The 26,618-nt window shown below is 53.9% G+C and carries 16 protein-coding genes and 1 tRNA gene; 9 read left to right on the top strand and 8 right to left on the bottom strand.

Features of this window, described 5'->3' with window-relative positions; all coding sequences use genetic code 11:
• Nucleotides 1–106: 106 nt before the first annotated feature.
• The 4 genes from KTT_RS30765 to KTT_RS30780 all read right to left on the bottom strand — a co-directional run bounded on the left by KTT_RS30765 (nt 107) and on the right by KTT_RS30780 (nt 5,184).
• Complete coding sequence (locus KTT_RS30765) at nt 107–3,409, bottom strand: type 2 lanthipeptide synthetase LanM family protein (protein WP_160146247.1); 3,303 nt, start codon at nt 3,407–3,409, stop codon at nt 107–109.
• A gap of 266 nt (nt 3,410–3,675) precedes the next feature.
• A complete protein-coding gene (locus tag KTT_RS30770) occupies nt 3,676–4,080 on the bottom strand; it encodes a mersacidin/lichenicidin family type 2 lantibiotic (RefSeq protein WP_126601498.1) in 405 nt (134 codons plus the stop codon).
• A gap of 242 nt (nt 4,081–4,322) precedes the next feature.
• Nucleotides 4,323–4,724 (bottom strand): mersacidin/lichenicidin family type 2 lantibiotic, encoded by a 402-nt coding sequence (locus KTT_RS30775; protein ID WP_126601499.1) that lies wholly within the window; start codon nt 4,722–4,724, stop codon nt 4,323–4,325.
• Nucleotides 4,725–4,941: 217 nt separating this feature from the next.
• Nucleotides 4,942–5,184: a hypothetical protein gene (locus tag KTT_RS30780; RefSeq protein ID WP_126601500.1), complete on the bottom strand. Its 243-nt coding sequence runs from the start codon at nt 5,182–5,184 to the stop codon at nt 4,942–4,944.
• A gap of 643 nt (nt 5,185–5,827) precedes the next feature.
• On the opposite strand from KTT_RS30780, the gene KTT_RS30785 reads away from it, so the two are divergent.
• Both KTT_RS30785 and KTT_RS30790 read left to right on the top strand, forming a co-directional pair.
• Entirely contained in the window at nt 5,828–6,256 is a 429-nt protein-coding gene (locus tag KTT_RS30785) for a hypothetical protein (RefSeq protein WP_126601501.1), read from the top strand.
• Complete coding sequence (locus KTT_RS30790; protein ID WP_126601502.1) at nt 6,257–8,524, top strand: peptidase domain-containing ABC transporter; 2,268 nt, start codon at nt 6,257–6,259, stop codon at nt 8,522–8,524.
• Between the two features lie 63 nt (nt 8,525–8,587).
• On the opposite strand, the gene KTT_RS30795 is transcribed toward KTT_RS30790, so the two are convergent.
• A complete protein-coding gene (locus KTT_RS30795) occupies nt 8,588–9,367 on the bottom strand; it encodes a phosphatase PAP2 family protein (RefSeq protein ID WP_126601503.1) in 780 nt (259 codons plus the stop codon).
• 102 nt (nt 9,368–9,469) lie between these two features.
• Nucleotides 9,470–11,956 carry a type I pullulanase gene (gene pulA, locus KTT_RS30800; RefSeq protein WP_218031052.1) on the bottom strand — a complete coding sequence of 829 codons (2,487 nt, stop codon included), beginning with the start codon at nt 11,954–11,956 and terminating at the stop codon, nt 9,470–9,472.
• A 209-nt stretch (nt 11,957–12,165) separates the two neighbouring features.
• Between pulA and KTT_RS30805 the strand changes: the two genes are divergently transcribed.
• Nucleotides 12,166–12,237: transfer RNA gene (locus tag KTT_RS30805), tRNA-Asn, on the top strand.
• Between the two features lie 59 nt (nt 12,238–12,296).
• Here the strand turns inward: KTT_RS30805 and argE are convergent.
• Nucleotides 12,297–13,511: an acetylornithine deacetylase gene (argE, locus tag KTT_RS30810; protein ID WP_160146248.1), complete on the bottom strand. Its 1,215-nt coding sequence runs from the start codon at nt 13,509–13,511 to the stop codon at nt 12,297–12,299.
• A gap of 420 nt (nt 13,512–13,931) precedes the next feature.
• Between argE and KTT_RS30815 the strand changes: the two genes are divergently transcribed.
• The 3 genes from KTT_RS30815 to KTT_RS30825 all read left to right on the top strand — a co-directional run bounded on the left by KTT_RS30815 (nt 13,932) and on the right by KTT_RS30825 (nt 19,825).
• Nucleotides 13,932–14,900 (top strand): helix-turn-helix transcriptional regulator, encoded by a 969-nt coding sequence (locus tag KTT_RS30815; protein WP_126601505.1) that lies wholly within the window; start codon nt 13,932–13,934, stop codon nt 14,898–14,900.
• A gap of 148 nt (nt 14,901–15,048) precedes the next feature.
• Nucleotides 15,049–15,504, top strand: a complete 456-nt coding sequence (locus KTT_RS30820) for a secondary thiamine-phosphate synthase enzyme YjbQ (protein WP_235845923.1) — start codon at nt 15,049–15,051, stop codon at nt 15,502–15,504.
• 415 nt (nt 15,505–15,919) lie between these two features.
• Nucleotides 15,920–19,825, top strand: a complete 3,906-nt coding sequence (locus KTT_RS30825; RefSeq protein ID WP_126601506.1) for a DUF6788 family protein — start codon at nt 15,920–15,922, stop codon at nt 19,823–19,825.
• A gap of 124 nt (nt 19,826–19,949) precedes the next feature.
• On the opposite strand, the gene KTT_RS30830 is transcribed toward KTT_RS30825, so the two are convergent.
• Entirely contained in the window at nt 19,950–20,783 is an 834-nt protein-coding gene (locus KTT_RS30830; protein WP_160146249.1) for a Stp1/IreP family PP2C-type Ser/Thr phosphatase, read from the bottom strand.
• 1,411 nt (nt 20,784–22,194) lie between these two features.
• On the opposite strand from KTT_RS30830, the gene KTT_RS30835 reads away from it, so the two are divergent.
• From KTT_RS30835 to KTT_RS30845, 3 genes are all read left to right on the top strand, one after another.
• Nucleotides 22,195–23,667 carry a DMT family transporter gene (locus KTT_RS30835; protein ID WP_126601508.1) on the top strand — a complete coding sequence of 491 codons (1,473 nt, stop codon included), beginning with the start codon at nt 22,195–22,197 and terminating at the stop codon, nt 23,665–23,667.
• A complete protein-coding gene (locus KTT_RS30840; RefSeq protein ID WP_126601509.1) occupies nt 23,664–25,661 on the top strand; it encodes a hypothetical protein in 1,998 nt (665 codons plus the stop codon). Before KTT_RS30835 ends, KTT_RS30840 begins: the two co-directional genes overlap by 4 nt.
• 72 nt (nt 25,662–25,733) lie before the next feature.
• Entirely contained in the window at nt 25,734–26,555 is an 822-nt protein-coding gene (locus tag KTT_RS30845) for a hypothetical protein (protein ID WP_126601510.1), read from the top strand.
• Nucleotides 26,556–26,618 lie beyond the last annotated feature (63 nt).

Consider the following 26,618-nt stretch of genomic DNA (forward strand, 5'->3'; position numbering starts at 1 on the left):
ATAATGGCTACTCACATACAACAAGGGAGGAAAACGGTGCAGTGGAGCTTACCGGGGCTAACTGCCCCGGTAAGCTCCACTGCACCGTTTTCCTCCCTTGTTGAGATTATAATTTGATGGGTGGCGCTAACAGGAGAACGGAGGGGATGCGGGTGGGGGCGGCCATGCGCAGGAGCGCGTAGCCGATGCCGGCCAAACCGGTCATCAGTCCGGGAACTTCGATGCCCTGGGGGACCCCTGTGATCCAGCCCTGTTCACGAATGCTTTGCAGGAGCAGGGCGGACAGGCGCTGAATGTCTGCCTGGTATCTATCGGTTGCCAGGACCTGGTTGGCGATGAGCAGGATATCCAGGTTTCCCATGTCTCCGTGGCAGAGGGAATGGTTGGCCTCAAATCCTTGCCGCAGGGTTGTGTCCAGCGCGTTTGTGATATCCGTATACAGGACATCCCGGGGATCAGCCTCCAGTGAGCCAAGGCGGGCGAGCGCGATGCCGGATGCTCCATGACACCAGGAGACCATGTCGTTGGGTTCTTCTTCCTTTTGTAATGATTGTCCATCTACCCGCGCGGTTGCCTGGCGATGCCTGCGCAGGTCGCGCCAGTTCTGTTGTTCCTGTGAATAATGAGCTGTTTCATAGGCCACAGCTTCCCTGGCGGCCGACAGGAAGCGCTGTTCACCGGTGATGGCATAGAGCTGGGCGAGGCTCATGGCGATGCCAGCGTTGCCATGGGCAAAGCCGGTTAACGGCACCTGGTCATCGCTTCGGCTCCAGCCTTTTCCCTCGGGTGTGGAACGCATATGTTCCAGCAGGTGCTCCCCACATTCGATCGCGATCTGCAAAACGCTCGGGGTGGGGTGAATTTTATAGAGGCTCAGCAATGCTAGCAGGCAGCCGGCAACGCCACTATTGACATCGTATGCCGTCTCACGCGCGATGAGCGGTGATAGCTGTTGAATGAGCTCCTCGGCCTCTGTATACAACTCCTCTTCTTGCCACAGTGTTCCCAGGTGGGTAAGCAGGTAGAAAAAGGACCCCAGACCTGTAAAGGCGCCCAGTCCATACTCATCGCCCTGCACGATGTGCGTATGGACCTTCAGACGTGTGGCCTGAAGGGCTTTGCGGGCCTGGACTGTATAGCGCTCTTCCCCTGTTTGTTGTCCCAGATAGGCCAGGAACAGCGCGATGCCCCCTGAGCCATTGTAGAGCTCAGCATCGGTAAACACGATCTGCCACTCGGTTTCTCTCATCTGGATTAGCGTAAGCCATTCAACGATGTTCTCATTATGGAACGCGATCTCGATCAGGCGATCGCCGATCTCGCTGGCCAGCGCCAGGCAATCCTCTGCCGTCGCAGTCGGACTTTCGGGATTAAAGCTGATCGAGCGCTGTACCTGTGGATCGGTCACCTGTGTGATACTGGCAAAGGCCGCGTTGATCAGCCATTCTTGCCGCAGCAGGTTTTGATCATCAAAGGACTGCAGATGGCGGATCGCCGCATTCATCCCCGTATCCTCAAAAAAGTCCGAGATAACCTCACCCTGACTGCTGATGAGATCGATGGAGTTTGCGCGCGTCGTAAAGATCGGGATGTCCGCGCGCTGCAGGTCCAGGCGTTCCTGTGTGACGACGCGCGCCAGCTGTGGGTCCTGCTCAACGTTTATCCACAAACGATCAAAAAAACGGTCCCGATCCAGGGCGTTGCGCAGAATATCGGGGTGGAAGCTATTGTTGACCAGAATGCTATAGTAGCCAGTGGCGCGAATCAAGCAGCGTATCTCATCATGGGTGAAGCGCGGCAACACCTCTGCCAGCAGTTGCTGGCGATGCTGGCGCAGGAGTTGATAGACGGCGCGAAAGCCGGCAGAGATAGTCTCACGGAACATGTTTGTGTCGATATCCTGCTCGTTGAGGGTTGGCCGATGATCACCCAGCTTGACCTCGATGTGTTCAAGGCGCATCTGCATGGTATCGGTGCCGATGTCGGCCCAGCGTGTGACCGGCGTCGGCGTCATCTGACCGGCCGCTCCTCCCAGCCCACTGACATCGATTCCTTCACCCTGTTCGCTGCTCCAGATACGCTGGGGAAGCAGACCGATGCGCAGTACCGAGTAATCCAGCGCCCGGATGGCGGGTGATTGTTTTTGCCGCTCGATCTCCTTGAGCAGGTAAGGATGGAACAGGGCTTCGAGGTCGATCAAAACGGGATGTTCACCGGCGGCGATAATGTTTTCGGCGTGGAAATCGGTGGCGGCCAGTGCATGGAGCAGAGCCAGGTATCCGCCCTGGCGTTCGTAAAAGCGTTGTACCTGTTCCATAGACGTGCAGGTCTGAGGGGCGATAAACTCGGCCCAGCCATGGGTGGGTCTCTGCACAAGTTTTATTGTACGGAATCCCAGCTGATAACCATGCTGGTTGAGCCAGGCCAGCAGCTCCTGGAAGTGAGCATCTACAGCCAGCGAGCGTGGCTTGTAGACGAGCCGAAAGCCTGAATCCCACACCAGTACGGCAACGCTATGCCCCCGGCGGTGGGTATCCCCCTGGCTCGCGTTAATCTCAATCAGTGTTCCCGGCTCATGCTGAGGACGAAACGTTGCCAGGATCTCTGGCCAATCATCGCACAGACGCGTCAGTATCTCCAGGTTATAGTCGACCCACATGTCGATGCTCTCGACCAGCAAGCGGGCCAGGACAGCGTATTCTTCAAGCAGCTGAAGCATGTTCTGTGGTTGGATCAGCTGCTCGACAAAATCCTGAAAGCGCTTCTCCGCTGTCTCGCCTCGCAGACGTCCCTGCAGGCGTGCGATATGCAGCTCCAACACCATCGTCTTGACCATCTTTGGCAGCACGCGATCTGGAATCTGCGCCAGCAGCAGCGGAATGATCGTATTTGGATCGAAGGGCAGGCGCGTATACATTTGAGATAATGCGTGGATGCCCGCTTGCAAGCGCAGGAGCCCGCTAATAATGAGAGGCTCTACCGTTTCCAGAAAGGCCCCTGAATGATTTGGCCTTTCCTGGGGCTTAAAGATCTTCAGGGGAGATTGCTCAGGCGTGTAACGTGTATATGCATCGATCAGCGTGTGCAGCCAGGAGAGAGAGATGGTAGCTGCCACGCGCTCTTGTAGTTGTTCTGGTGACTCGGCGAGCAAAAACAACGCCTCTTTCTCCGCCAGACCATCGCTGGCCAGGCGCTGCTCAAAGAGAGACGTATTGGAAAATGGGAGTTGTTCCTTCCAGCGGTTCAGGTGTTTGCGTGCCATTGCCAGCTGCGCTTCTGAGATTGTCTGTGGTTCTTCAGTATCACCATGCTGGGGTAGTGAAACCGCGCGCTCGGTCAAACTCAAGGCGCGAAACCACCCGGCTGTATAGCTATCGTGTTGTTTATTAATCTCTAGACTCTGTTTCATATATGTATTTCCGATCAACATCCCCCGAGGATGAAGGTCTCAAACGCGACAATTATTAAAAGCAGTAGAGCTAACTCTATGAATATTGATCTTACGTAGATCTCTGGTCTAAACCGTCTAAAAAAACCTGGCCTGTCGCGCTGCGCATAAAGGCATCTTACAGCGCGACAAGCCGATCAACTTGCTGATCTGGCGATGTAAAGCTGGTTGGCATGACGTGAGAACCGCGTGGTTCTCACGTCGTGTGTGTCATCATAGACCCGTGATTAGCAGACGCTACAGGTTGCATAGTAGCTTGAGCTACATCCAGCGCTTGCTCCTACGCTTGCTCCAGCATCATACACATACGAGAGGTGCCAGCTACCGGCTGGTGTACCAGGGGCACTGGCGGCGGTGCTCGCCGTGCTCGATGCATAGTTGCTGGGATAATTGCCACAGGCCGCGCAGAGGCCGGTAATGTTGATATCGAGGCCTGCTCCAGCACCGTAACCACTGGTTGAGGAGGCGGCTCCAGGAACACCAACACTGTAGGCGCCGGTGACGCTGGCCAGGTCGTTGTCCGTTAACTCAAGGGCCCCAACGGGATTCTCAGGAAGCTGAGCGAGCTCTTCGCTGGTGAGGGTTCCTCGATACTGAGCATCTTTCCAGGCGCGTGCAATGTCTAAACTCATGATATATAACCTTTCATTCGTTCAAAATCTTCATTCATCAGCACCCTACCGGCCCCGTGGAAGCACGTAGGTCTTTATAAGGTAGGCAGTGCAGGCATGTTGTCATTGTTGGCAGAGTAAGTGTTGTTCATGCGGATCGCTGCCAGGAGAGGAATCTTCTGGTACTTTCTCTCCCGCCTTGCATCAAGCCATCTTGAGTATCTGATGCAAGCAACAAAATCATGCACAAAGATCTGCAATAACTAGCAGATGTTGCAGCTGGTATAGTAACTCGGGCTGCTACAGCCAACGCTTGGGCCTACGCTTGCCCCGGCGTCATACACATAGGAAAGGTGCCAGCTGCCAGCTGGTGTGCCAGGGATAGATGCACCACCACCATAGGTTGAAGGATATACTCCACCGACGTTACCAGTTGCGCAGCAGCCGGTGAGATTGATATTGAGGCCGGCTCCAGCGCCATAACCACTCGTTGAAGAGGCGGCTCCAGGAACACCAACACTGTAGGCACCGCTGACGCTGGCCAGGTCGTTGTCCGTTAACTCAAGGGCCCCAACGGGATTCTCAGGAAGCTGAGCAAGTTCCTCGCTGGTGAGGGTTCCTCGATACTGAGCATCTTTCCAGGCGCGTGCAATGTCTAAACTCATGATGTGTGTAACCTTCCGTTCGTTCAATAGTAAGATTTTTGTTCGCCTGCACCTGACTGTCTATGTGTTGTATGCAGGCAGGCACATTGTGGTTGTTGGCAGAATTGATAATTCGTGCCGTCCAGGAGGGAAACCACAGTTCCCCTCCTGTTTGCGTGAGCAATTTGTGGGCCTGACACAGGCAACCCACATGAATGGCTATTGCTTGCCACTAAGATTAGAAGCAACCGCCGCCGAAGCCGCCGAAGCCGCCGAAGCCACCAACGTAGCCACTGTAGAGGCCGCAGCCACCGACATACGGGGAGATGAAGCCACTGTAGAGGCCGCAGCCACCGACATACGGGGAGATGAAGCCACCATAGCCGTAACCATAGCCAAGGAAGTTGCCCATGGCTCCATCAACTTGTTCCAGGTCAGAATCGTTTAATTCAATTTGCTCAACTGTGTTTTCAGTGTTCATGTTATGTATCCTTTCTCTTTGCGTCACGCAAAGACTCAACATTCCCGGTACCGCTAAAATTTATAAGAGATATGTGAAGTTATTAGCGATTTAATTACAATCACACAAAAAGTTCAGGTATCGCTAAATACTTCTTAATTGCATTATTCTCTTTTTGTGTCTCCTGTCGCGGTACCTAAATGCATTATAAAAATTCACAAAACAACCGTCCGGCGAAAAAATACCATAGAGTTTAAAAAAAATTCATGGCAGCGCTTTTATTTCATATTATGTCTACATCAGATGAATGCTTTTTTAATATTGCTGTATATAGAATAATAAAATAAAAATCGAATAGTTGTGATTAAGAAGTTTAAAAGTATATTGAATCATATTTTATAAATCTATAGCTCATTTTATTGCATGAATAAAAATTATGTAAAAACGTTTTGGGGCGTATTTGGGTGAATTCTTATACTGTATATAGTGGCAAAATTATAAAGTATAGAATGTTGGGTGGATTGCAGATATGTCTACGTCTTCGCAAATTTTTAGGGAAGAAGCTTTAAATCATTATAAGAAGAGAAGGGATAAAGTAACGCTGCCTCATTTCCGGGCCTTGCCAACGGCATTGCTGATATGGACCTTATTCGGGATAGCTGCTGTGGTAGGTTGCGTTGCCTGGAACGATGAAATTCCTATCTACGCGACCGCGCCGGGTGTTGTGCTGGACAAGCATAGCCTGGGGGCCGCGAATCAACCAGGGGCGCAGGCGGCGCTCTTTTTTTCTGCTGACCAGCTACCTCAACTGCGGGTAGGTCAACAGGCACTGGTGCATATCGGTGCATCTAAAGAAGAGCTTGCCAGTAAAGTGATCAAGGTTGAACCAGCGGTGGTTAGCCCGAGTGTCATTCATCAGCGCTATGGATTTATGGCGCAGATCGTGACGCAACCTTCCATTGTGGTGTTGATACAGATCGATAGGATACCGGCCTCCACCTTTGGAGGGTCTGTGCTGGTCGCGAATGTGAAAACAGGGTCGCAACGCATTCTCTCGATGTTGCCGGGTCTGGGTAGTTTGATGAGGGGGTAAATGATGGATGCCAGCAAACAAAAGACACAACTTCTGCCAAAGGAAGGAGAGAAGAGAAAGCTCCCCTATTTACCACACCCGATGGTCAATAAAATATGGAGAAAGCGCGTTCCTGTAATCCTGCAGATGAGCGAGGTTGAGTGCGGCCTGGCCTGCCTGGCGATGATCATGACCTATCATGGGCGTCAGACGACCATTTCTGAACTGCGGGCGAACTATGGCGCCGGCCGCGATGGTATATCAGCCTTAAATATGGTGAAGGCGGCTCGCAACATGGGGATGATCTCGCGGGCCGTCGCCTTGCAGAAGAACGATTTTAAAGACGTGACCCTGCCGGCCATCATTCACTGGGAATTCAACCACTTTCTGATTGTGGAAAAATGGACCCCCGAGCAAGTGACCGTGGTGGATCCCGCGACGGGCCGCAGGCAGCTGGACGCGGAGGAATTTAATGGGGGTTTTACGGGTATCGTCCTGATGCTAGAGCCCGGCATGAGTTTTCATCGCCGCAAAATTACCTCCTCGCTCTCCCTGAAAATGTACGCCATGCAGGCCGTGCGCCAGGCACCGGGAGCGTTGATCCAGGTGATCCTGGCTTCCATTATACTACAGATCATCGGCCTGCTCCCGCCCATTCTCACGCAAACGGTCATCGATAAGGTTATCCCTTTCCATCTGACAAATGCTATGATCCTGCTGGGGGCCGGCATGCTGATGATGCTCTTCTCGCAGTCCTTTATTACCCTGCTGCGAGAATGGCTGCTCATCTATGTGCGGGCGCGCATCGATACACATATGATGCTCAGCTTCTTTGAGCATCTGCTGCTCCTGCCCTATAATTTCTTCCAGCAGCGTTCCAGCGGCGACCTGTTGACACGCATGGGCAGCAATACAATCATCCGAGATACGTTGAGCGGCCAGGTGATCTCAACCGTTCTTGATGGGAGCATGGTTATCCTTTACCTGGTGATCTTGATGGTGGTGGCGCCAACTTTTGGACTGCTGGCCCTGGTCATCGGCGTATTGCAGATCATCTTGATGCTCAGTGTTTATCGCACCATTGCCAGTCTGGCGGCGCAGGAATTGACAGCCCAGGGCAAGTCGCAGGGCTACATGGCCGAGGCACTGGCCGGTATCGCCACCCTCAAGGCTGCCGGTGCCGAATACAGCGCCCACGATCGCTGGACCAATCTGTTCTTTGATCAGCTCAACATCTCGACGCGCAGAGGCTATATCTCAACCATCGCCAGCACGGCCATGGGCCTGTTGCGCGGCTTTGCTCCCATGGCGCTGCTCTGGGTAGGGGCGACGCAGGTCCTCAATGGAACCCTCTCCGTTGGTACCATGTTAGCCTTGAGCTCCCTCTCGACCTCTTTCCTCTCGCCCCTGTCGTCGCTGGTGAGTAGCGGGCAGCAGCTACAGATCGTGCAGGCGCACCTGGAACGCCTGGCCGACATCATGACGAGCGAGCCAGAACAGCACGCTCAGACGTTGAAATCGCCGCCCAAACTGACCGGTCATGTGCACCTGGAGAATGTAAGCTTCCGCTATTCGCCTGAAACCCCCCGTGTGCTGCATAACATCAATCTGCATATTGTCGCCGGCCAGAAGGTGGCGATTGTCGGCCGGACCGGTTCTGGCAAGAGCACACTTGGCAAGCTCCTGCTGGGCCTCTACATTCCTGGTGAGGGGCAGATCTACTACGATGGCATCCCATTGAACGAATTGCAATATCAGGAGGTGAGACGGCAGTTCGGCGTGGTCTTGCAGGATTCGGCTATCTTTAGCGGGACCGTGATGGAGAATATTCTGTTCAATAATCCACACATGGATAAGGAATATGCCGTGCGCGCGGCCCAGATGGCCGCCATCCACGACGATATTGTGCGTATGCCACTGGGGTATGAGACGCCGGTGGCCGAAGGTGGGAGCGCGCTCTCAGGTGGCCAGCGCCAGCGCCTCGCCCTGGCCCGTGCCATCGCCCATCATCCCGCGATCTTGCTCTTAGATGAAGCGACCAGCAACCTGGATGTAGTCACGGAGCAGGTAGTCGCCCAGAATCTGGAAACACTGCCCTGTACCCAGATCATTATCGCGCATCGCCTGAGCACGATTCGTAACGCAGACGTCATCCTGGTCATGGATCAGGGGACGATCGTCGAGAGCGGCACGCACCAGGATCTCCTGCAGAAGAACGGCTTCTACACCAACCTCATCAAGCAACAGATGGAGAAGAAGTCCCCGCGCCCACTCCTGCGTAAATTTTAATAAGGAGGATGCACTAACATGCAATGGGGGTGATGTGCGATCGCACATCACCCCCATTGCATGTTAGTGCATCCTCCCTTGCTCTTTTTTGAGACGCCGTTTGTATTGCATATTCGTGACCCCACGGTAGCAGAAGATGAGCAAGAATAGCCACAGTGTGCCTGACAGGTAGCCGCCGAGCACATCGCTGAGCCAGTGCTCACCCTCTAATACGCGCGAATAGCCAATGCCCAGAATGGCCATGACGGCGAAGATCTGGAACGGGATCAAGACCCAGTGGTAGCGCCATTCGCGCACCTGTCTGGTGAAGGTAATATATAAGAGCGAGCCATAGAAGACGACATCATGTTCAGTATGACCGGATGGAAAGCTATTATACGTGAGTGGCGTATAGACGTGAATCAATTTTGGGCTTGGACGTGGCCGCACGACCAGGTCGGCGATCAAGATGTTGATACCGTTGCCAACACCGATGGTCAGTATAAAGAAGATCGCCTCTTTCCACCAGCGAATCAGTAAGAAGAAGATAAAGACGACGGTGGTCTCGACAATTGAGGGTGGAATATCATTGAAGGTACTAAAAAACGTGATCACAGCCAGTAGCCAGGCGGGATAATGAATGGCCTGCACGGCACGTGAGAATGCTACCTCGCCCGGCAGGGGTCCCTTATGAAGGTGCAGGTAATAGGCAGCCCCGGCTAAAAGACATAACCCGAGCACCCAGAGAAGTCTTTCAATGATACGTCGCACATGGGTATCATGTCGATCTTCTCCTCCAATGGTCTTGTCAGGATGTCGGGGGTCTACCACAGGTTGCCCGATAGAATCGATTGCATCGGCCATATGGTTCCTCCATACTTATAAATTTATAGAACTTGTGTGGTACACGTACGGTCGAGTTATGGAGATGCAAAACGATCTATCCTGGCAATAGTGTCCCGTATCTTATTCGCCTTGATGCAGGATGACACAGGTGATGGCGGGAACTTCGAGGGTTCCACTGACCTGTTCCAGCCCCTGTTCACTGATCCGATCTACCGAAACGACCAGCGTCCAACTGCCTTCAGGCAGGGCGAATGAAGCAGAGGTACTGTTGGGGTTATAGATAACCAGGATCTGTTGCCAGCTATCCTGGTTGGCGTGCGGCCCCAGCTGAAAGGCGACGGTATTGGCGGGACCATCCAGGAAGGTCAGGTGGGCATTGATATCTTGCGCCGTGCTCATGCGGAAGGCGGGATGATTTCTGCGTAGCCTGATCAGGCCTGCATAGTATTCAAACACATCCTTATATTTGGCCTTGTGGGACCAATCAAACTGATTGACGGCATCACCCGCGTTGTAGCTGTTGTCATTTCCTCCTTTTGAGCGCAGGAATTCATCGCCGCCCTGGAAAAAGGGTACCCCCTGCGACGTCATCAAGACCGCCAGTACCAGTTTATCCATCAGGATGTGCTCGGCCTCGCTGGCTTGCTCGCTGCTGGCCATGATCTTATCCCACAGCGTCAGGTTATCGTGGCTGGAGGCATAATTAATGGTCTCGGCTGGCGTATCTGTAAAGTCATGGATGCTCCCGCTGACCGCGCTTCTGATCTCGTCTACCTGTTCGCTATCTCCGGTCGCGAAGCCTTTCATATCGTGCGCGAAGACATTGCCGATCAATGCATTGCGGATATGGTCATTAAAGACTCCGATGCGTTTGCCGCGCTGCTGGCCCTTGGTAAACAACTGCCGGGCCGGCAGGGCTGAAGCGCCACCCACCCAAGGCTCACCGTAGATCAGGAGTCCCGGATTGAGCGCGTGTAGATCCTGCTCAATCTTGCTCATCGTATCTACGCCTAGCAGGGCCATCAGATCAAAGCGAAAACCATCCACATGATATTCCCGTACCCAGTAGATGAGGGAATCGCGAATGAACTTCTGTACCATCGGGCGTTCACTGGCGATCTCATTGCCGCAGCCCGAGCCATTGGTATAATGACCACTGTTATCGGTGCGATAGTAGTATCCGGGCACGATCTTATCGAAGTCCGAGCTACCGGTCGCAAAGGTATGGTTATAGACGACATCCATAACGATCCCGATACCAACCTGGTGCAGGCTCTGAATCATCTGCTTGAACTCGCTGATGCGAGTGGCACCATGGGGAGTAGTGGCATAGGCGCCTTCGGGCACGTTGTAATTGCTCGGGTCGTAGCCCCAGTTATATTCATCGGGCCTGCGTTCATCAACGGTGGCGAACTCAAAGGCTGGCAGTACCTGGACGTGGGAGATGCCGAGCTCCCTCAGGCTCTCCACGCCGGTTGACATCTGGTCGGGGCTGCTGGTGTTGCGCTCGGTGAAGGCCAGGAATTTTCCTTTATGCCTCATGCCCGAGTTGGGATTGATCGAGAAATCCCGCACGTGGAGCTCATAGATGATGGCATCGACGGGATTGGCAAGTGTTACCGAACGATCTCCTTCCCAGCTGGCGGGATTGGTCTTTGCCAGGTCGACGATCATGGCGCGGGCTGCGTTGACCGCCAGCGCGCGCGCATAGGGATCGACCGCCGTTCGGTTTTCTCCCTGTACCGTTACCAGGTAGAGGTAGTACCAGTTCTCCAGCGCCAGGTCTACACTGGCGTACCAGGTCCCCTTTTCCGCTCGCTGCATAGCCAGCTGACGCGTGAGACCACCCGTTTCGCTCTCGAACAGGAGCAATTGCACATCCGCGGCGGTAGGTGCCCAGAGACGAAAGGCTGTAGATTGGGGCGTCAGGGTATAGCCCAGGTCATTACCCTGATAGATAAACCGTTCAGCATTCAGGATCGTGCGGGGTACGATGGGGATCGCAGCGTAGCCACTCAACTGAAGCTCCAGCGTATGGGAAACATCGGGCGACGCTTCCAGCGTAATGGCGATCAAGGCAGTGGTGGTATCCGCCGCCTTTGGCAGGATGGCATCGGGATTATTGATGCTATCGTATACTTCCGCCTGCCGGGTGACCGGACTATCCGGTACATAGGAAAACGTAACAGGCGTATTATCAGCCGCGATGGTGAGGGTGATATTTTCCGGTGGTATCACATCACTCCAGCCATTGTTGAACGCGACCTTATAATGATAGGTGCCAGCGGGTAGTGAGGCTGTATATTGGTAGAGATTGGGATGTATTTCGTGCAGGCGTGTATGATCATCATCGGTATTCCAATCATTGGGCGCACCCAGGATATGCTGGAGATCGCCCACGACAATCGCGTGATAGGTATGAGCATTTTTCATGGCCGCTACCCCGATACGTTGTCCGGTGGTTACGTCGGTGACGGCTATATCCTGCTTTGCATATGGGAGCGTGACGCCGGCCGACAGTGACGCCAGCACGATAGTCTCACCATCAGTATTCATATCTAAAAAGGCACTGGTTATTGATGCCATGGGATCATCTGAGGTCTTCAATGTACTCTCTTTTCTTAAATCTAGACAGGAAATTATATACGCGCGATTATACCTCTGTATCTCTTCTACTGAAGAGTATATCAGGCGATCAAAAATACTGGATAAACTCTACCGAATTTTCCCAAAAAAAAGATAGAATTTGTGGCGCGGTGGGTATTGACAAATTGCCTGTCGTGGTTTATTATATCAACGTTCAAGAGCAACGCTATTCCTCGATAGCTCAATGGTAGAGCAATCGGCTGTTAACCGATGGGTTATAGGTTCGAATCCTATTCGAGGAGCCTGATCAAAAAGGACCACTATCACAGTGGTCCTTTTGTTTTGCTATTTACGTTCGGGATTAGTCCTGGACGCACCAGTCCGCGATGATCTGCTCCACCTTTTCCTGTCCGCTTAAGAAATGCTCAACCGGGATACTTTCATTGGGTTGATGCGCCTGTTCCAGTGCACCTGGTCCACAGACATATGAATTGATACCAATATGCTGAAAATTGCCTGCATCGGTGCCATAGGGCGCGCCATGCTCGACTGGTTTGTTGAAGACGCGACTGAGCAATGCGCTGAGCGGACTCTGCTGCGGCGATTTCATCGGTGGGGTGGCATGTAAATTTTCAATCGTCACAGCGCATTCGGGTGAGAACTCGCGCATCTTCCTGGTAACTTCGCGCTCAATCCGATCCTTCATAGTGCCCAGAATCTCCTCGGATGTATCTCCAGGTGAGACGCGCAGGCTCATTTTCAGACGGCAGGTATCCGCGATCATATTCGCCGCCAGCCCACCGCCGATGATGCCGAAATTAAAGGCCGAAGGTGGACACTCGGGAAAGAGCTGTGTATTTTCGGGGGTGATGCGTTGTTCAAGCTCTCTATCAATTTCAGTGATGATACGGATCACATCGCCCATCTTCTCAATGGCGTTCATGCCTTTTTTCGGCACACTACTATGTCCGCCGATGCCGCGTACGACCAGATCAAAGGTGGCATAGCCTTTATGGGCTGAATAGATCTCAAAGTCCGTGGGCTCACCGATCAGCGCCATCTCTGGCATCGGGAAGGTCTCCTCAAAGAATTGAGGTAGCATCTTGATCAGCCTGCCCGAGCCCTGGCCCGCCACCTCTTCATCATAGGTAAAGACAAATAGCAGGGGACGCTTAAAGTCCTGGTGCTGCTGAACAACCTGTTTGGCCGCCACCAGTGCCTGCGCGATAAAGATCTTCATATCGGCCGTGCCGCGCCCATAGATGCGTTTCCCATCTGTTTCCATCACCAGGGGATCGGTTTTCCAGCCCGGTTGACCCTCAAATGGCACCACATCGATGTGCCCTGAGATCATCAGGCCACCGGGCTGGCTGGGACCAAACCACGCCAGGACCGATGCTTTTTTGACCCCATCAACGTCATCCGCAATCACCTTAACGGTAAAGCCGATCTCTTTTAAATAATCTTCCAGGTACTCGACCGCTTCCAGATTGCTATGCGCACTGACGGTATCAAAATTGATCAGCCGACGAGAAACTTCCCACAACTCGCTGCTTTGAATGTCATGTGTACTCACGTATGTCTTCCGTCCTTCTAACAATGTGTGGACCACGCACGTCCCCTGTTATAGTAGCACATGCTTCTTTGTATAGATTACCTTTTTCAACCTCTTTCCACCATAATTCGATGCATTGGTCCCTGGCTGAACCATTCATGACATACATTGTCATATTGGTGTGTTACATTTAAGCATGTGCCTGATCCTCAAGATAGCGCCCGCGGTTTGCCTGTGTTTTCGCACCTGCGGTGCTCGGCAGTCAATGGTATGTTGGTGCGACAGGCGCGCGAATGCGCGCCTGTCGCACCAACATACAAAACGAGTGCGGACGCGTACGCGGCCGCCTGTGCGGGGGCGCTCAAGTGCCTGAACAAGAGGAACGTCAGCCACATTCTAAGAAATAATGATGATTTTGATTCCTGCTGGCGGAGGAGCGATATGCGTGCTGACCGTTTGCTTTCGATTATGCTGCTTTTGCAGGTGCATCGGCGCCTGACGGCCCGTGAACTGGCGCAACGCCTGGAGGTCTCTGAGCGGACGATTCATCGTGATATGGAGGCTTTGAGCTGCGCGGGCATTCCTGTGCTGGCTGAGCGCGGTACCGGCGGTGGTTGGAGTTTGATGGAGGAGTATCGTACCAATCTGACCGGCTTGAATGAGCATGAGATACAGACTCTGTTTCTGGCCCGGCCCTCGCATGTCTTGAGTGATCTGGGTCTACACCAGGCGTCCGAGGGGGCCTTGATCAAATTGCTGGCCGCGTTGCCAGCGGTCCGTCGACGGGACGCTGAATATGTGAGCCAGCGTATCCATATCGATACCGCCAGCTGGCATAGCCGCGAGGAGGCTGTTCCCGCCCTGCCAACGCTACAGCAGGCGATCTGGCAGGAACATAAGATATGCTTTACCTATCTGCGCGGAGAGACGCTGGTGGAGCGCGTCGCCGATCCGCTGGGATTGGTTGCCAAAGGGAGCACGTGGTACCTGGTGGCGGTGGTGGACGGACAGAGTCGCAGCTACCGCGTTTCACGTGTTCAGAGTGTACGTATTATGGAGGAAGCATCTTTGCGCCCGCCTGACTTCGACCTGGCCTCTTTTTGGACGCAGTCGTCGCGAAATTTTACCTCTACCCTGCGCTGGTACCAGGCGACCATACGGGTCGCGCCTGAAGCGGTGGCGCGTATCTATGGATCGAGTAGATTATTTCGTGTTGAGCAGACCGAGGTCGTTGACCAGGATGGCTGGCAGATCTTTCACCTGGGCTTTGATACGCCGGATGAGGCATGCGCCTACATCATTAGTTTTGGTGACCAGGCAGAGGTGTTGGAACCCGCCGAACTCCATGCAGAAATTATTCAGCGAGCTCGCAGCGTCCTGGAGTACTATACAAAGAAAAGTCCCGTGTAGCCCGGGAGATCACGAGCAAGCGATACGATGGACATTCTTTCAAGTGTAGAGTGTGGGGTGTATGGTGGGCGGCCGCGGCCGCCCACCATACACCCCAACCCGGCGCCGCAGGCGCCAAAGAGGAACATGACAAAGCCCTGGGCGGCGCATGCTACAATTTGATCACGTGCAAGTAAACTTTTTATACCTGGAGGAGGCCAGCATCGATACGCAAATGAAGACACTGCACATTCGTACCCAGAAAAAGGATGAGATCGTTGATATTACCGAGACGGTAGAGGAATATATCCAGCATTCCAGGAACGAAAGCGGCATCTGCTCGCTTTTCGTCGCGCACACAACCTGTGCCATTACGACCGCTGACCTGGATCCTGGTACCGACCTGGATTTTCTGGATGCCTTGCGAGCCATGCAACCAGATCTCCATTACCGCCATCCACACGATCCCGAACATACGCCGGACCACATCCTGTCCTCGCTGATCGGGCCCTCGCTCGTCATACCCTACACGAATCGCCGCCTGCTCCTGGGTGTCTGGCAGCGCATCGTACTGGTCGAGCTGGACGGCCCCCGTCAGCGCACTGTACAGATCTCCACCTTCTAATCCAGCGAGACAACAATAGCGGGACCATTGGGTCCCGCTATTGTTGTCTCGCTAGTTCCTATTTTTTGCGTTTTCTGAGAAGATCGTAGTAAAATTGTTTTAGTATGTACGAAGATCACTACCGTATTCCACAGTGCAAGGAAGAAGAGATTACAGGGCCGCTCGCGAACGATAGCAAAACATTGATGATTTTGAAAAAGTGTGATATTTTCTGAAATTAAAGCGCATACTAAGATTGACCAGGTTATGGCTATTTACCAGTACATTTTTTCTATTCAGAGTAAGAATTGATTGATAATAGCAGGCATGTGTCATAAGAGAACAATAGGCCGGGGCTATACCAGAACGGGTATCACTCTTATTCATGGCATTGGCAGGCGCAAGAAGCGTAGACCTATAGCGAGGAGTATGTGGCATGACACAGCATAACAGGATCACCTATCATCAACAAGTGACGTATTGTGGAAAGCCACGTTGTCGAAGGTGCCGCGAAGGGATTGGCCATGGTCCGTACTGGTATGCGTATAAGACCGTGAATGGGCAGACCTCGCGGACCTATATCGGCAAGCATCTGCCTCCAGAGGTACAGCAAACTCTGGATACACCGTCAACCGTGACAGGAGATAGTGCTGTGATCTTACATTTCTCCCCACTTTCCACGGCTGCGCCGGAATCCGCAGCGATTGCCGAGGCGGACAATGTTGTGCTGCGTATCTTCACGCTGGGTCAATTTCGCCTTGAAGAACGGACCTCATCAGCACGTGGCAAGCAGAAGGGGCGCAACTGGCGGGTGATTGATGATGCCGCCTGGCAACAACGCTCGGTGCGCGCCCTGCTATCCTATCTCCTCTGCTGTCCCGGACGACGTTCTACCCGCTCTCAGGCTATCCTTACCCTCTGGCCCAACGATGATCTTGCGACCGCCAACAGCTCACTGAACAAGACGCTGAATTCCTTGAGAAAGATCTTAGGGCACCCTTCGGTCAAACCGGGTCAGGAGCGGCCTGGCAATGCTGGCGAACGCTTTATCACGGATGGTGACTGGTTTGCCCTTGCAGGCCATGACCGGATCTGGATCGATGCCGATGAATTTGAACGGATGGTTGAGCAGATAGAGCAGGGCGGAAGTGGTTTAGCACAATATGAGAAAGTGTTACAGGATACCATCGCGCTCTACAAGGGTGATTTCCTTCTTGAGGAGCGTACCTCTGAATGGGCGGCCGGTCGCCGTCAGCTCTTGCGGCAAAAATGGATCGATCTCCTCTTGAAGTTGTCAGGCTTCTATGCGGACCGCAATGATTATGCGAAAGCTATCAATGTATTGAATAACCTGTTGCTGAAAGAGCCGGCCAATGAACTGGCGATCCAGCAACTGCTGGTTGCTTTGATGAAGTTAAAGCGTCGCGGTGAAGCCATCCAGGCATATCAACACTTTGAAAAGCTCTTGTATCGCGATTACAAGGCTGTTCCTGCCGCTGAAACGCGTGCCCTGCATGCCGCGATTCGTTCTGGTGAAGCGCTGGCCGATATCGCCTTGAAGGCGGAGTCAGCGACCATCCAGAGTCCAGAAAAGCCAGTTTCGCTGCGCAAGAAGGCAGGTCGGCACGGCAACGCGGCTGGCGGTTCCGCGCAGGCCCGTCACGTGTTGCCCGCGCCTCCCTCCAGCGAACCGATCGGGCGCACGCATCAGGGGGATCTTGTCGGCCGCGATAATGAACTGCTGGCCATGCGCATGCTCCTGCGCAACGTCGAGCAGAACGCGCGCCTACAACTGGTGGGAGCGCGCCGTGTGGGTGGCATTCCGCTGGATACGCAGCGTCAGCCACAATTTCTCTTATTAAAGGGCGACCTGGGCATCGGCAAGACGCGCCTGGCGGAAGAGTTAGGGCGCGAGGCGCAGAGCAACGGCTGGAACGTTATCTGGAACCGCATCTACAAGATCGAAAGCGTGATCCCCTATCGAGTCTGGGTTGAGGCGCTGCGCAACATCTTGATCAAAAGTCCCGGCATCGTTTCTTCGCTCAGCACTGAAACGCTGCGCGCCCTATCGACGTTAAGTGGACTGCTCGATGTTCTTCCGGCGCATATCGCCGGTCGGAGCTCCTCGCTCTCCCTGTTGCCCGAACAGGCCAAATACGCGTTATATAACGCGGTCAGCGAAGTGCTCAAGCAGACGAGCGATAACGGTCCCATGCTAATTGTCCTGGACGACATCCAGTGGGCGGACGTCAGCAGCTACGAGCTCCTCGGTCACCTCGCGCGCCAGCTCACTGGTTATCCCATCGCCTTCTTCGCCACCTGCCGCGAATCCGAGGTGCCAAAGGAGGCCTCTCATCCCTTGCGCAAGATGATCCTGGAGATGCAGCGTGAGCATACCATTCTGCCGATGGACGTCAAGCCGCTCTCCCCTGAGCAGATCAAGCTGCTGGTCACCAACCTGTCTCCTCTTCCCGAGGAGGTTGTGAACCGCATTCAGACCCATGCGGATGGTAACCCTTTCTTCGCCGAGCAACTGGCCTGTTCCGATGCCGCCGATCTTCCGGTGACGATCACCGAAGCTCTGGGAGCGCGTATCAAGCTACTCAAGCCCAACTGCCGGGAATTATTGCAGCACGCGGCCGTTTTGGGGGGGTCGTTTGAGCTTCCTATGATCTGCATGCTCGAAACAGGCTCCGATACCGATGATAATGACGCCATTCTGCCTCTGCTGGATGAGGCATGGAAATTTGGCGTGATTACCGATGAGGGCAGTGGCACACGCATCACCTATCACTTCTGGCACCCTTTGCTGGTCACGTATCTGTACGATAATCTCTCTTCCATGCGGCGGGCCATGTTGCACCGTAAGGCTGCCGAGAGTATTATCAGCTTGAACAAGGGGCGTGAAGAGAACGTGGCTGCGACGGTAACCATGCACCTGCTGCGAGCTGGAGCGGAGGCTGACAAAATCGCGTACTACGCGGAGCTGGCCGGCAATAATGCGTACGGCGTATCGGCCTATGCAGACGCCGCGACCCATTACCAGACAGCCGTTCAGTATTTAAAACAGGTCCGGTCCCAGGATACGCTGCCACAGCTTATCTCTCTGCTAGAACTCCTGGCTGAATGCACCATGAACAGCGGTGGCGACTCCGAAAAAGTGTGTAGCCTGTTTCACGAGGCGCTTGAACTGCGTCGCAGCCATATGACCATGCTGGATTCACAATCCGAAGCACGACAGCAGGCGCTGCTCTGGGATCAGATGAGCTGGACCTGGCGGTACCGGGGTGATCCGCAACAGGCCTGGCATTGTTGGACGCAGGGCGAGCAATTGCTGCGTGAGGCGGGAGTCGTTGGTGGACCCGTCTGGGCGCGCCTGTACTATACCCGCAGCAATCTCTACCAGATGCAGGGGTTATACGAACAGGCTCTACATAGCGCGCAGGAAGCCCTCTTATTATTAGAAGAGGGCCAGCAGCAGGGTCCGGTCCGGCCTCCCACAGATCGTAAAGCGTGCAAGACGCTGATGCAGCGCATCATCGAAGGGTATCCTGATCTGCTGGGACGCCTGCAGCGGCATATGGGCTCAATCGCGGTTGATATGGGACAGCTCAGCCGGGCGCTGGCCTACCAGAACAAGGCGCTGGCATTCTTCGAGCAATATGAGGAGCAGAGACAGATCGCCCATATCTCTTCCAACCTGGGCTTTATCCATCTTAAAATGGCCCAGTACTCGGAGGCGCAGGCCGCGCTTCGGCGCGCGCAATGGATGGCTGAAAGCATTGGCGACCGGCCACTGCTCTCGTTGGTCTCCAGCAATCTTGGTGAACTGGATGCCGCATTGGGAGACCTGGTTGAGGCCGAAAAGCAATACGAGGTCGCTTTACAATTGAGCCTTGTGCTGGGTGATCGGGAATATACCAGCAAATGGAACTCCAACCTGGCCGGTATCTTGCAGGCGCGCGGCGAACTGGCCGAGGCGGCCAGGTGTATCCGTACCGCCTTCTCGGTGGCCCGCTCGATGCAAAACGCGCCATCGATCGGCCAGGCACTGGTCGCCCTGGCCAATATACGCCTGGCGCAGGCAACGGCCGTCCAGGGTGATGAGCGCAAGCGTGCCCATCTATTGTGCCGCGCGCAGAAAGATATCGAGCGTGCGATGAAGCTGGAGGTTGAGGCTGAGACCCGCATGAAGGGGCAGCTTGTCCTGGCGCAGATTACCTTGATGCGTGGTCAGCAGCAGGAGGCCAGGCAGGCGTTTGCGGCGATTATGGAGGAGGCAAGAAGCACAGAGCATCTGCAGATCGTGGAGAAGGCCGAACAGTGGCTCGCACAGGCATAGCGTGGCGGGTTGCAGGAGCGCGTCGTGTCTCCCACCGATCGCCGAACAGCGTGTTTTTCAGGTTGAGAGCATGGTCACTGCGGTTTTTTGATCGATATACTTTGATATGTGTGATCGACGAGAGCTATCTTTGATAAACGCGTGCCACGATAGCTGTGATATTATCGATGCCACCCTGGGCATTGGCATACTCTACCAGGCGATAGACGCTCTCCTGCGGGCCAAACTGTTCGACAATACTGGTCAATTCCTGATCATTGATCATGCCGCACAGTCCATCACTACAGAGGACCAGCGCATCGCCCTCTTCGACCTGTTCCACAAAGATATCGACTTCAACCTCTGGAAAGGGACCGAGGGAGCGAGTAATAATGTTGCGCATAGAATGCATTTGCGCCTCTTCTTCGGTCATCTGCCCCAGGCGAACCTGTTCCGCGACCCAGGAATGGTCCTGTGAGATCTGTCGCACCTGTCCATGCCGGACCAGATAGGCGCGGCTATCCCCGACATTGGCGATATAGGCAACGTTGCCGCGTAGGACCGCGACCACACACGTGGTTCCCATGCCACTGTGCTGAGCATTTTCTGTCGCGCGTTGATAAATAGTTGCATTGGCATAGCGAATTGCACGTATTAAGCTGGCGGGAACATCGGCATCGGCATCCTGGTAGTAGAGTGTGCAGACAGAATCGACGGCAATCTCGCTGGCAACTTCACCGGCCGCATGTCCTCCCATGCCATCGGCCACGATAAATAAGGCACCTTTGTGTTCTAATAACTGCTGATCTTTGGGGATAATATAGGCAACGCTATCCTCATTATGCTGACGTTTGCGTCCAACATCGGTGCGTTGCGCCACGTTGAGGGCCAGGGGACGTGTTTTTTGCCCACGCTTTTGCTGCGCCGTGACAGGGGCGGTAGATGATCGCATAAACAGTTGCCGAACTCGCGAACCCACGCTCTGTCTCTGTTCTTTCTGTGGCGATGTGGATAGGTCATGAATGGTATGTGAAGGAAATATCTCCATTATGCTTCTCCAATTCCAATCATTGATAAAAAATACATGCCTGGATCCTGCTATACCATCTATTTATAGAACGTTTGCAGCTGTCTCTCTCATTTTCATTAAGAAGAATAGGCACTGGAAACATGCGCTTTTTGTTGCCGCCATGATCTTCTTATAGTATCGCGTAAATCCTGTTAAACAGGATTTACGCGAAGCCTCTTTTTACAAGTATACTCTCCAATTCAAGTTGAGCATGTTCAATTTGCTGCCAACGGTAGAAGAGGACAGTTGCTTAATTAGCCCTATATCGTATTCTTTGCTGATGCTGTCTGCATGAGATATTTACATAGGTTATTTACGTTCTATTTTATAGTATAAGGACGTAAATTTGTATACTTCAATAAACATAAAGTACTACGTCCGTAACAGACATTCACCACTTAGGTACCCTTCATATCTGGGCACGTGAGCGCCCCCACATGGGCGTCCGCGCAGCGGACGCCCGGATCTGTAGTATGGTGGTGCCAGGGGGCGCATCCGCGCCCCCTGGCACCACCATACTACAGACCTGTAAGAGCAGGACCATGCATGTGTTAGATTACGGTACGCTCTGGCTGTATGTGTTGAGACATCGGTGGCGCATCCGCGCCCTCTGGCACCACCATACTACAGACCTGTAAGAGCAGGACCATGCATGTGCTAGACTACGGCACGCCCTGTCTGTATGTGTTAGAGGTCGGGGGCGCATCCGCGCCCCCGACCTCTAACACATATAACCCCCTTGAGCACTCAGGTGTTGTAAACGGTGAACATTTAGGTCGCGGCAGGTGATGAGTTTGAGTGCCGGGATGCTGTATATAGTAGTATGTCACGATTTCAACGTAGTGCCCCTGATTTGAAAGGACGCCGGATCAGTTTGAGAGGCTGCCAGAACGGGTGGAGGGCATGGGGCCATAATGAGATCGCACATGGTCGCTGTGGTTGTTATGCATGCGAAAAGATGATACGGCGTCCAAAAATTGTGCAATGCCTTGGCTGAAAATAGCGTGTACTGCGTCCAAAAATGTAATGGCTTTATGGTTTCGCTCTGCTAGCAATCACAGGCAATTTGTAGAAGAAATTGCCTCATGCCAGGGTTACATTTAGGTATACTTTTGGCAGGGTGTGTGATAGAGAACTTGAGAAGTGTACTGGGATTACCGGAGAGTAGTAGAGCTACTTTCTCGTAAAACATCAAACGGTATACCGCTTCCTACCGCCTTATGCTTTTTGAGCTCCTGGTTGTCATCTGGCCGCGCTCTAGCTGGATTGGCCCTCATACACCCCCGAATTCTGTTTCCTGAACTGGCTTGTGAGGTTTCCTGTGAAAAAATTAAAGGTGCTGGCCGGAATCGCTTTCGCGCTGAACACGTTCCTCTTTGGTTCCTACTATTCAGTTGGCAAAGAGATGCTGGGACGTGTTGATCCTATTGTCTTTACTTTTTTCACCATGATGACACTGGTTCCTCCGGCCATTTGTATATTGATTCTTTCGCGGCGGCACATTACACGTAGCGCGGTCAGGAGCGGCTTTTTGCTGGGAACCTGCCTGTGCCTGGGGTTGTTTTCCCTGGCTGTCGCCCTCAAATATAACAGCGCGACTGGTACCGCTTTCTTCCCCTCTCTGAATGGATTGCTGGCGGCCATCTTTACCTGGCTCTTTTTACGCCAGCCGATCAGTAAGGCCACCTGGTTTGCCGGGATCGTTTCGGTGAGTGGTGCCATCTTGTTGATGGCCAATGCATCGATGGGTGGGGCACGCGGGGCGCTGATCGCCTTTATCGGCGGACTGCTCTGCACGCTGTACGTCTTCCTGGCCGACCACGAGCAAAAGGACCAGGCGGCATACTGGCCGCTCTTTGGTATCGAGCTCTTGACGATGGGACTGTGGGCCAATCTGCTGGCCCTGCTTTTTGGCGACTGGAATGTGATGCACTTCTCGATGCCCTGGGATATGGGGATCGTCCTCTACATCGGACTCGGCACGATTTTTCTGCCCACCCTGTTCACGGTGGTATTGCAGCGCTATATCTCGCCGGTCACAGTCTCATTCATTTATATCCTGGAACCGATCTTTGGTACCCTTGTCGCCTATCTCTATCTGCATGAGGTGGTGTCGTTGGATGGATACCTGGGTGGCCTGCTGGTCGTGGTCGGCGTGCTGATCCATACCTGGGGGACCGTTGAGCGGCCGCGCATCCAGGCGCAATCGCAGCCCCGCCAGCAGCTCCAGCAGTCCTGGTTTCAATCCTTTATCTATCCACTGATCTGTTGTGTGTTGGGCGCCTGTATTGTACTCAAGGTGGCCGGTTTTCCACCCGCCGTCTGGCTGGACCTCTACCGTGACTGGCCACAACTACCGGTGTTGCTGCATAGCGGACAGCGCATGGAAATGCTCCTGCTACTCGCTCAATCCGCGTGCTGGCTGGTGGCCTGGCTGGCCCTGATTGTACTGGGATTGCTGATCTTCTACCGGGTAGGCAGCAAGCTATTCGCATCCAATAGCGCCCCTCTCGTGGAACACGATATGCGCACCCTGAGGCAGATGGGATATACGCAGCACGCGCAGAACACGATAGCCATCCCGGTTATCAACGCAGAGCTCTTACAACCACGACGTACCCACCGACCAGTGCGACTGGCGCACATTGAGCCGGTAGATGATCAAATATATGAAGCTCCAACACATGTCCCCGGTCGACGTACTATGGTAGCGCAGCGACGGAAGTATCGAGATGTAGAGCAGCACTGGTCCTGGGGGGACGAGCATGGAGCCATGGAAGCGAGAAAAAGATGAAGAAAAATGATGCGGGCGATTTCAGCGTGCTCTATGTGGAACCGACCGATGACAGGGCAGAGCTCTTCCCGGTGATCGCTGAACAAAAGAAGCCGATCGTATTGATGCTGGCCGAGCAGGTACAGACCTTCCAACGCCCGGATGATTTTACCGTGCTGAAGCATATTAAGCGTCAGTATGATCTGACGATCATTTTTGTGATTGCTCATAGCGCGCAGCAGGCGCAGCTGGCATCCCGGAATGGCTTTCCAGCCTATCAGTCTATGGAGGGCCTGGTCCAGGCTGTGAAAGCCGGCCAGTTCACTCGCCAGCGCACCCTGGCCCGTTCCACCGTTCCTCTGTCGCCAAAACAAGATATGAAGGCGATGGGGATAGCGAACAGGAACACGCTGCCGCTGGGATCAAAAGGGCAGCCCGCTGGTTCTGCAGAACCGATCACCGGGCCCACAAAGAGCATACAGCCATCACCGCTGGCAGATATACCTTTTCCGATCCATGAAGAGGTTCCGACATTTGCTCCCACCCCGCAGCTTACGTTTAACAGGGAGACGCCGCGGCCCCTGCCGCCGGTGAGGCCGCAGCAGAGGATATCACAGCCGTTGCCGGCGCGCCCGCAGCTCCAGCAGCAGAGGATATCACAGCCCTTGCCACCGGTAAGGCCACAGATATCGCAGCCCTTGCCGCCTATCGAGCCGCCGCTGCCACAGTCTCCCCCGCCACCTGTGCGGCCACCCAGGCAGCATCCCCGGCGCATGCCCGCTGTCTTTGCTGTGATTACCATGGCGCTGATCCTGGCGATTATTGGCTCATTCCTGGTGTTCTCTCACTCATTCCAATCGATCGCTTCGCAGACGGCGGCCCCGACCAGTATTGGGCGCCTGGCCTTTACCAGCAGCGGCCAGCTTAACGAAAGCAGCAGCCAGGGTATTGCTGATCAAGTGGTGCTGGATGTACACAATCTGCCCGCACCGGCGGCCGGGAAGAAATATTATGCGTGGTTGCTGGGCGATAAAAATCAGAACGATCCCACCTCCATCGCGTTGGGAGCGCTCAATATCAATAATGGGAGCGCGCACCTGTTTTACGCCGGAGATGCGCAGCACTCCAATCTCCTCCTGCAGTCCAGTCGCGTCCTGGTTACCGAGGAGGATGCGACCATGCCGCCGCTGTCGCCCTCGGTGGATATGCATAACTGGCGCTACTATGGAGAATTTTCCAGTACGCCGATCAAGGCCGCCGATAATACCAAAAATTATAGCTACCTGGATCATCTGCGCCATCTACTGGCCGCCGATCCTACACTGGATGAGCTTGAACTGCCCGGTGGGCTCAATGTCTGGCTGTATAACAATACGGGAAAACTCGTTGAATGGACCACCAGCATGCGAGAGACCTGGCAGGGCACCAAGGATAGTGAGTTTATTCGTCGTCAGACGCTGCGCGTCCTGGCCTATCTGGATGGAACCACCTATCTGTATAAAGATCTGCCGCCCAAATCACCACTGCTGGTAAATGAGCGACTGGCGCGAGTCGGACTGGTGAACGTTGCGGGTCCCAACCAGCAGCCGCCAAGCTATATGGATCACATTGAGCATCATATGAGCGGCCTGCTGGAGGCGGATAACACCTCGACGGCCCTGCGGAAGCAGATCAATGATCTCTCAACATCCCTGGATAATATCAACTTCTGGCTGGGCAAGGTGCGACAGGATGCGCAGAAAATCGTCAAGATGGACGATAACCAGTTGAAGCAGCCAGGAACGCTCACGCTGATCAATGACATGATTGACAATACCAACCATGCTTTCGCCGGTCAGCTGGATCCATCGACCAATCAGATGCGGCAAGGAGTTACCTGGTTGCACGATAATATGCAGGCTCTGGCCAGCATTGACCTGACCCCGATCAAGCCCGATTCCAGCGGAGTCGTGCCACAGATTGTACCCGGCAATATACATCCCAGGGCAATTGTACTGAATACGGCCAAAAGATGATGGAACGCCAGAAATCATATACACTCACACTTTGCAATGCTTATTGATCGCATGATGATGGGGGAAATGCGCATGAACAGACGTTTGCTGGCTATCACGCTACTCATTATGCTTGTCATTGGCGGTCTGGTGGCAGGACTTTTTTCTGGCCCCATCCAGAAGGCCCTGACAACGCAGATGACCACTATGAATACGGCACAGGGACAGGCCAGCCCGGCGCTACCCGCTAAAGGCACGCAGCAGGTCAGGCCAATGCAGACGCCGAATGCCGGTAACATGCAGAATATAACGTCACCGGCGCAGACCAATGTGCTGGCACAGGATACCTTCCAGCGTACCAATCAGCTGTTCTGGGGCCAGGCCTCCGATGGCCGCAAGTGGCAGGGGGATGCCAATACCTCGAAGGTCTTCTCGATTGTCGGATCCACCGGTCAGATCGCCAATGGGCAGGGGACGGTCAACGCTGTGCTGGGTCCGGTGAGCGATAATGCCAACGCTCTGTTAAGCGGGTCCGTCAATCAATTCGGCAACGGAGTGAACCTGGGTGTCCTGTTGCGCTGGACCGATGGACACAACTGGTATAAAGCTCTCATTGATGGCGAGCATTTAAGCATTTTAAAACGGGTCAATGGCCAATCTACCCAGGTACGTACAGTGCCCTTTCAGGCACAGAATGGCAGGGTCTACACCATTCGTTTTCAAGCTATTGGCGCCATGCTCTTCGCGAAGGCGTGGCGAGCCGATCTCCCAGAACCTGCGCGCTGGATGATTACCCTTTCTGATCCTGATTTAAAAAATGGGCAGGCCGGCTTACGCGTGGTCATCCAGCCAACCACCGTCATGAGCATTACCTCATTTCAAGCGGTGCCTGCCACAATGGGAAATGATGTATAGAGAGATGCATATGGTAGAGCTACTGATATGTACCACAGTAACGTAACACATGATCGAGCAAGA

The organism is Dictyobacter aurantiacus (genome assembly GCF_003967515.1).
Taxonomy (GTDB): Bacteria; Chloroflexota; Ktedonobacteria; order Ktedonobacterales; family Ktedonobacteraceae; genus Dictyobacter; species Dictyobacter aurantiacus.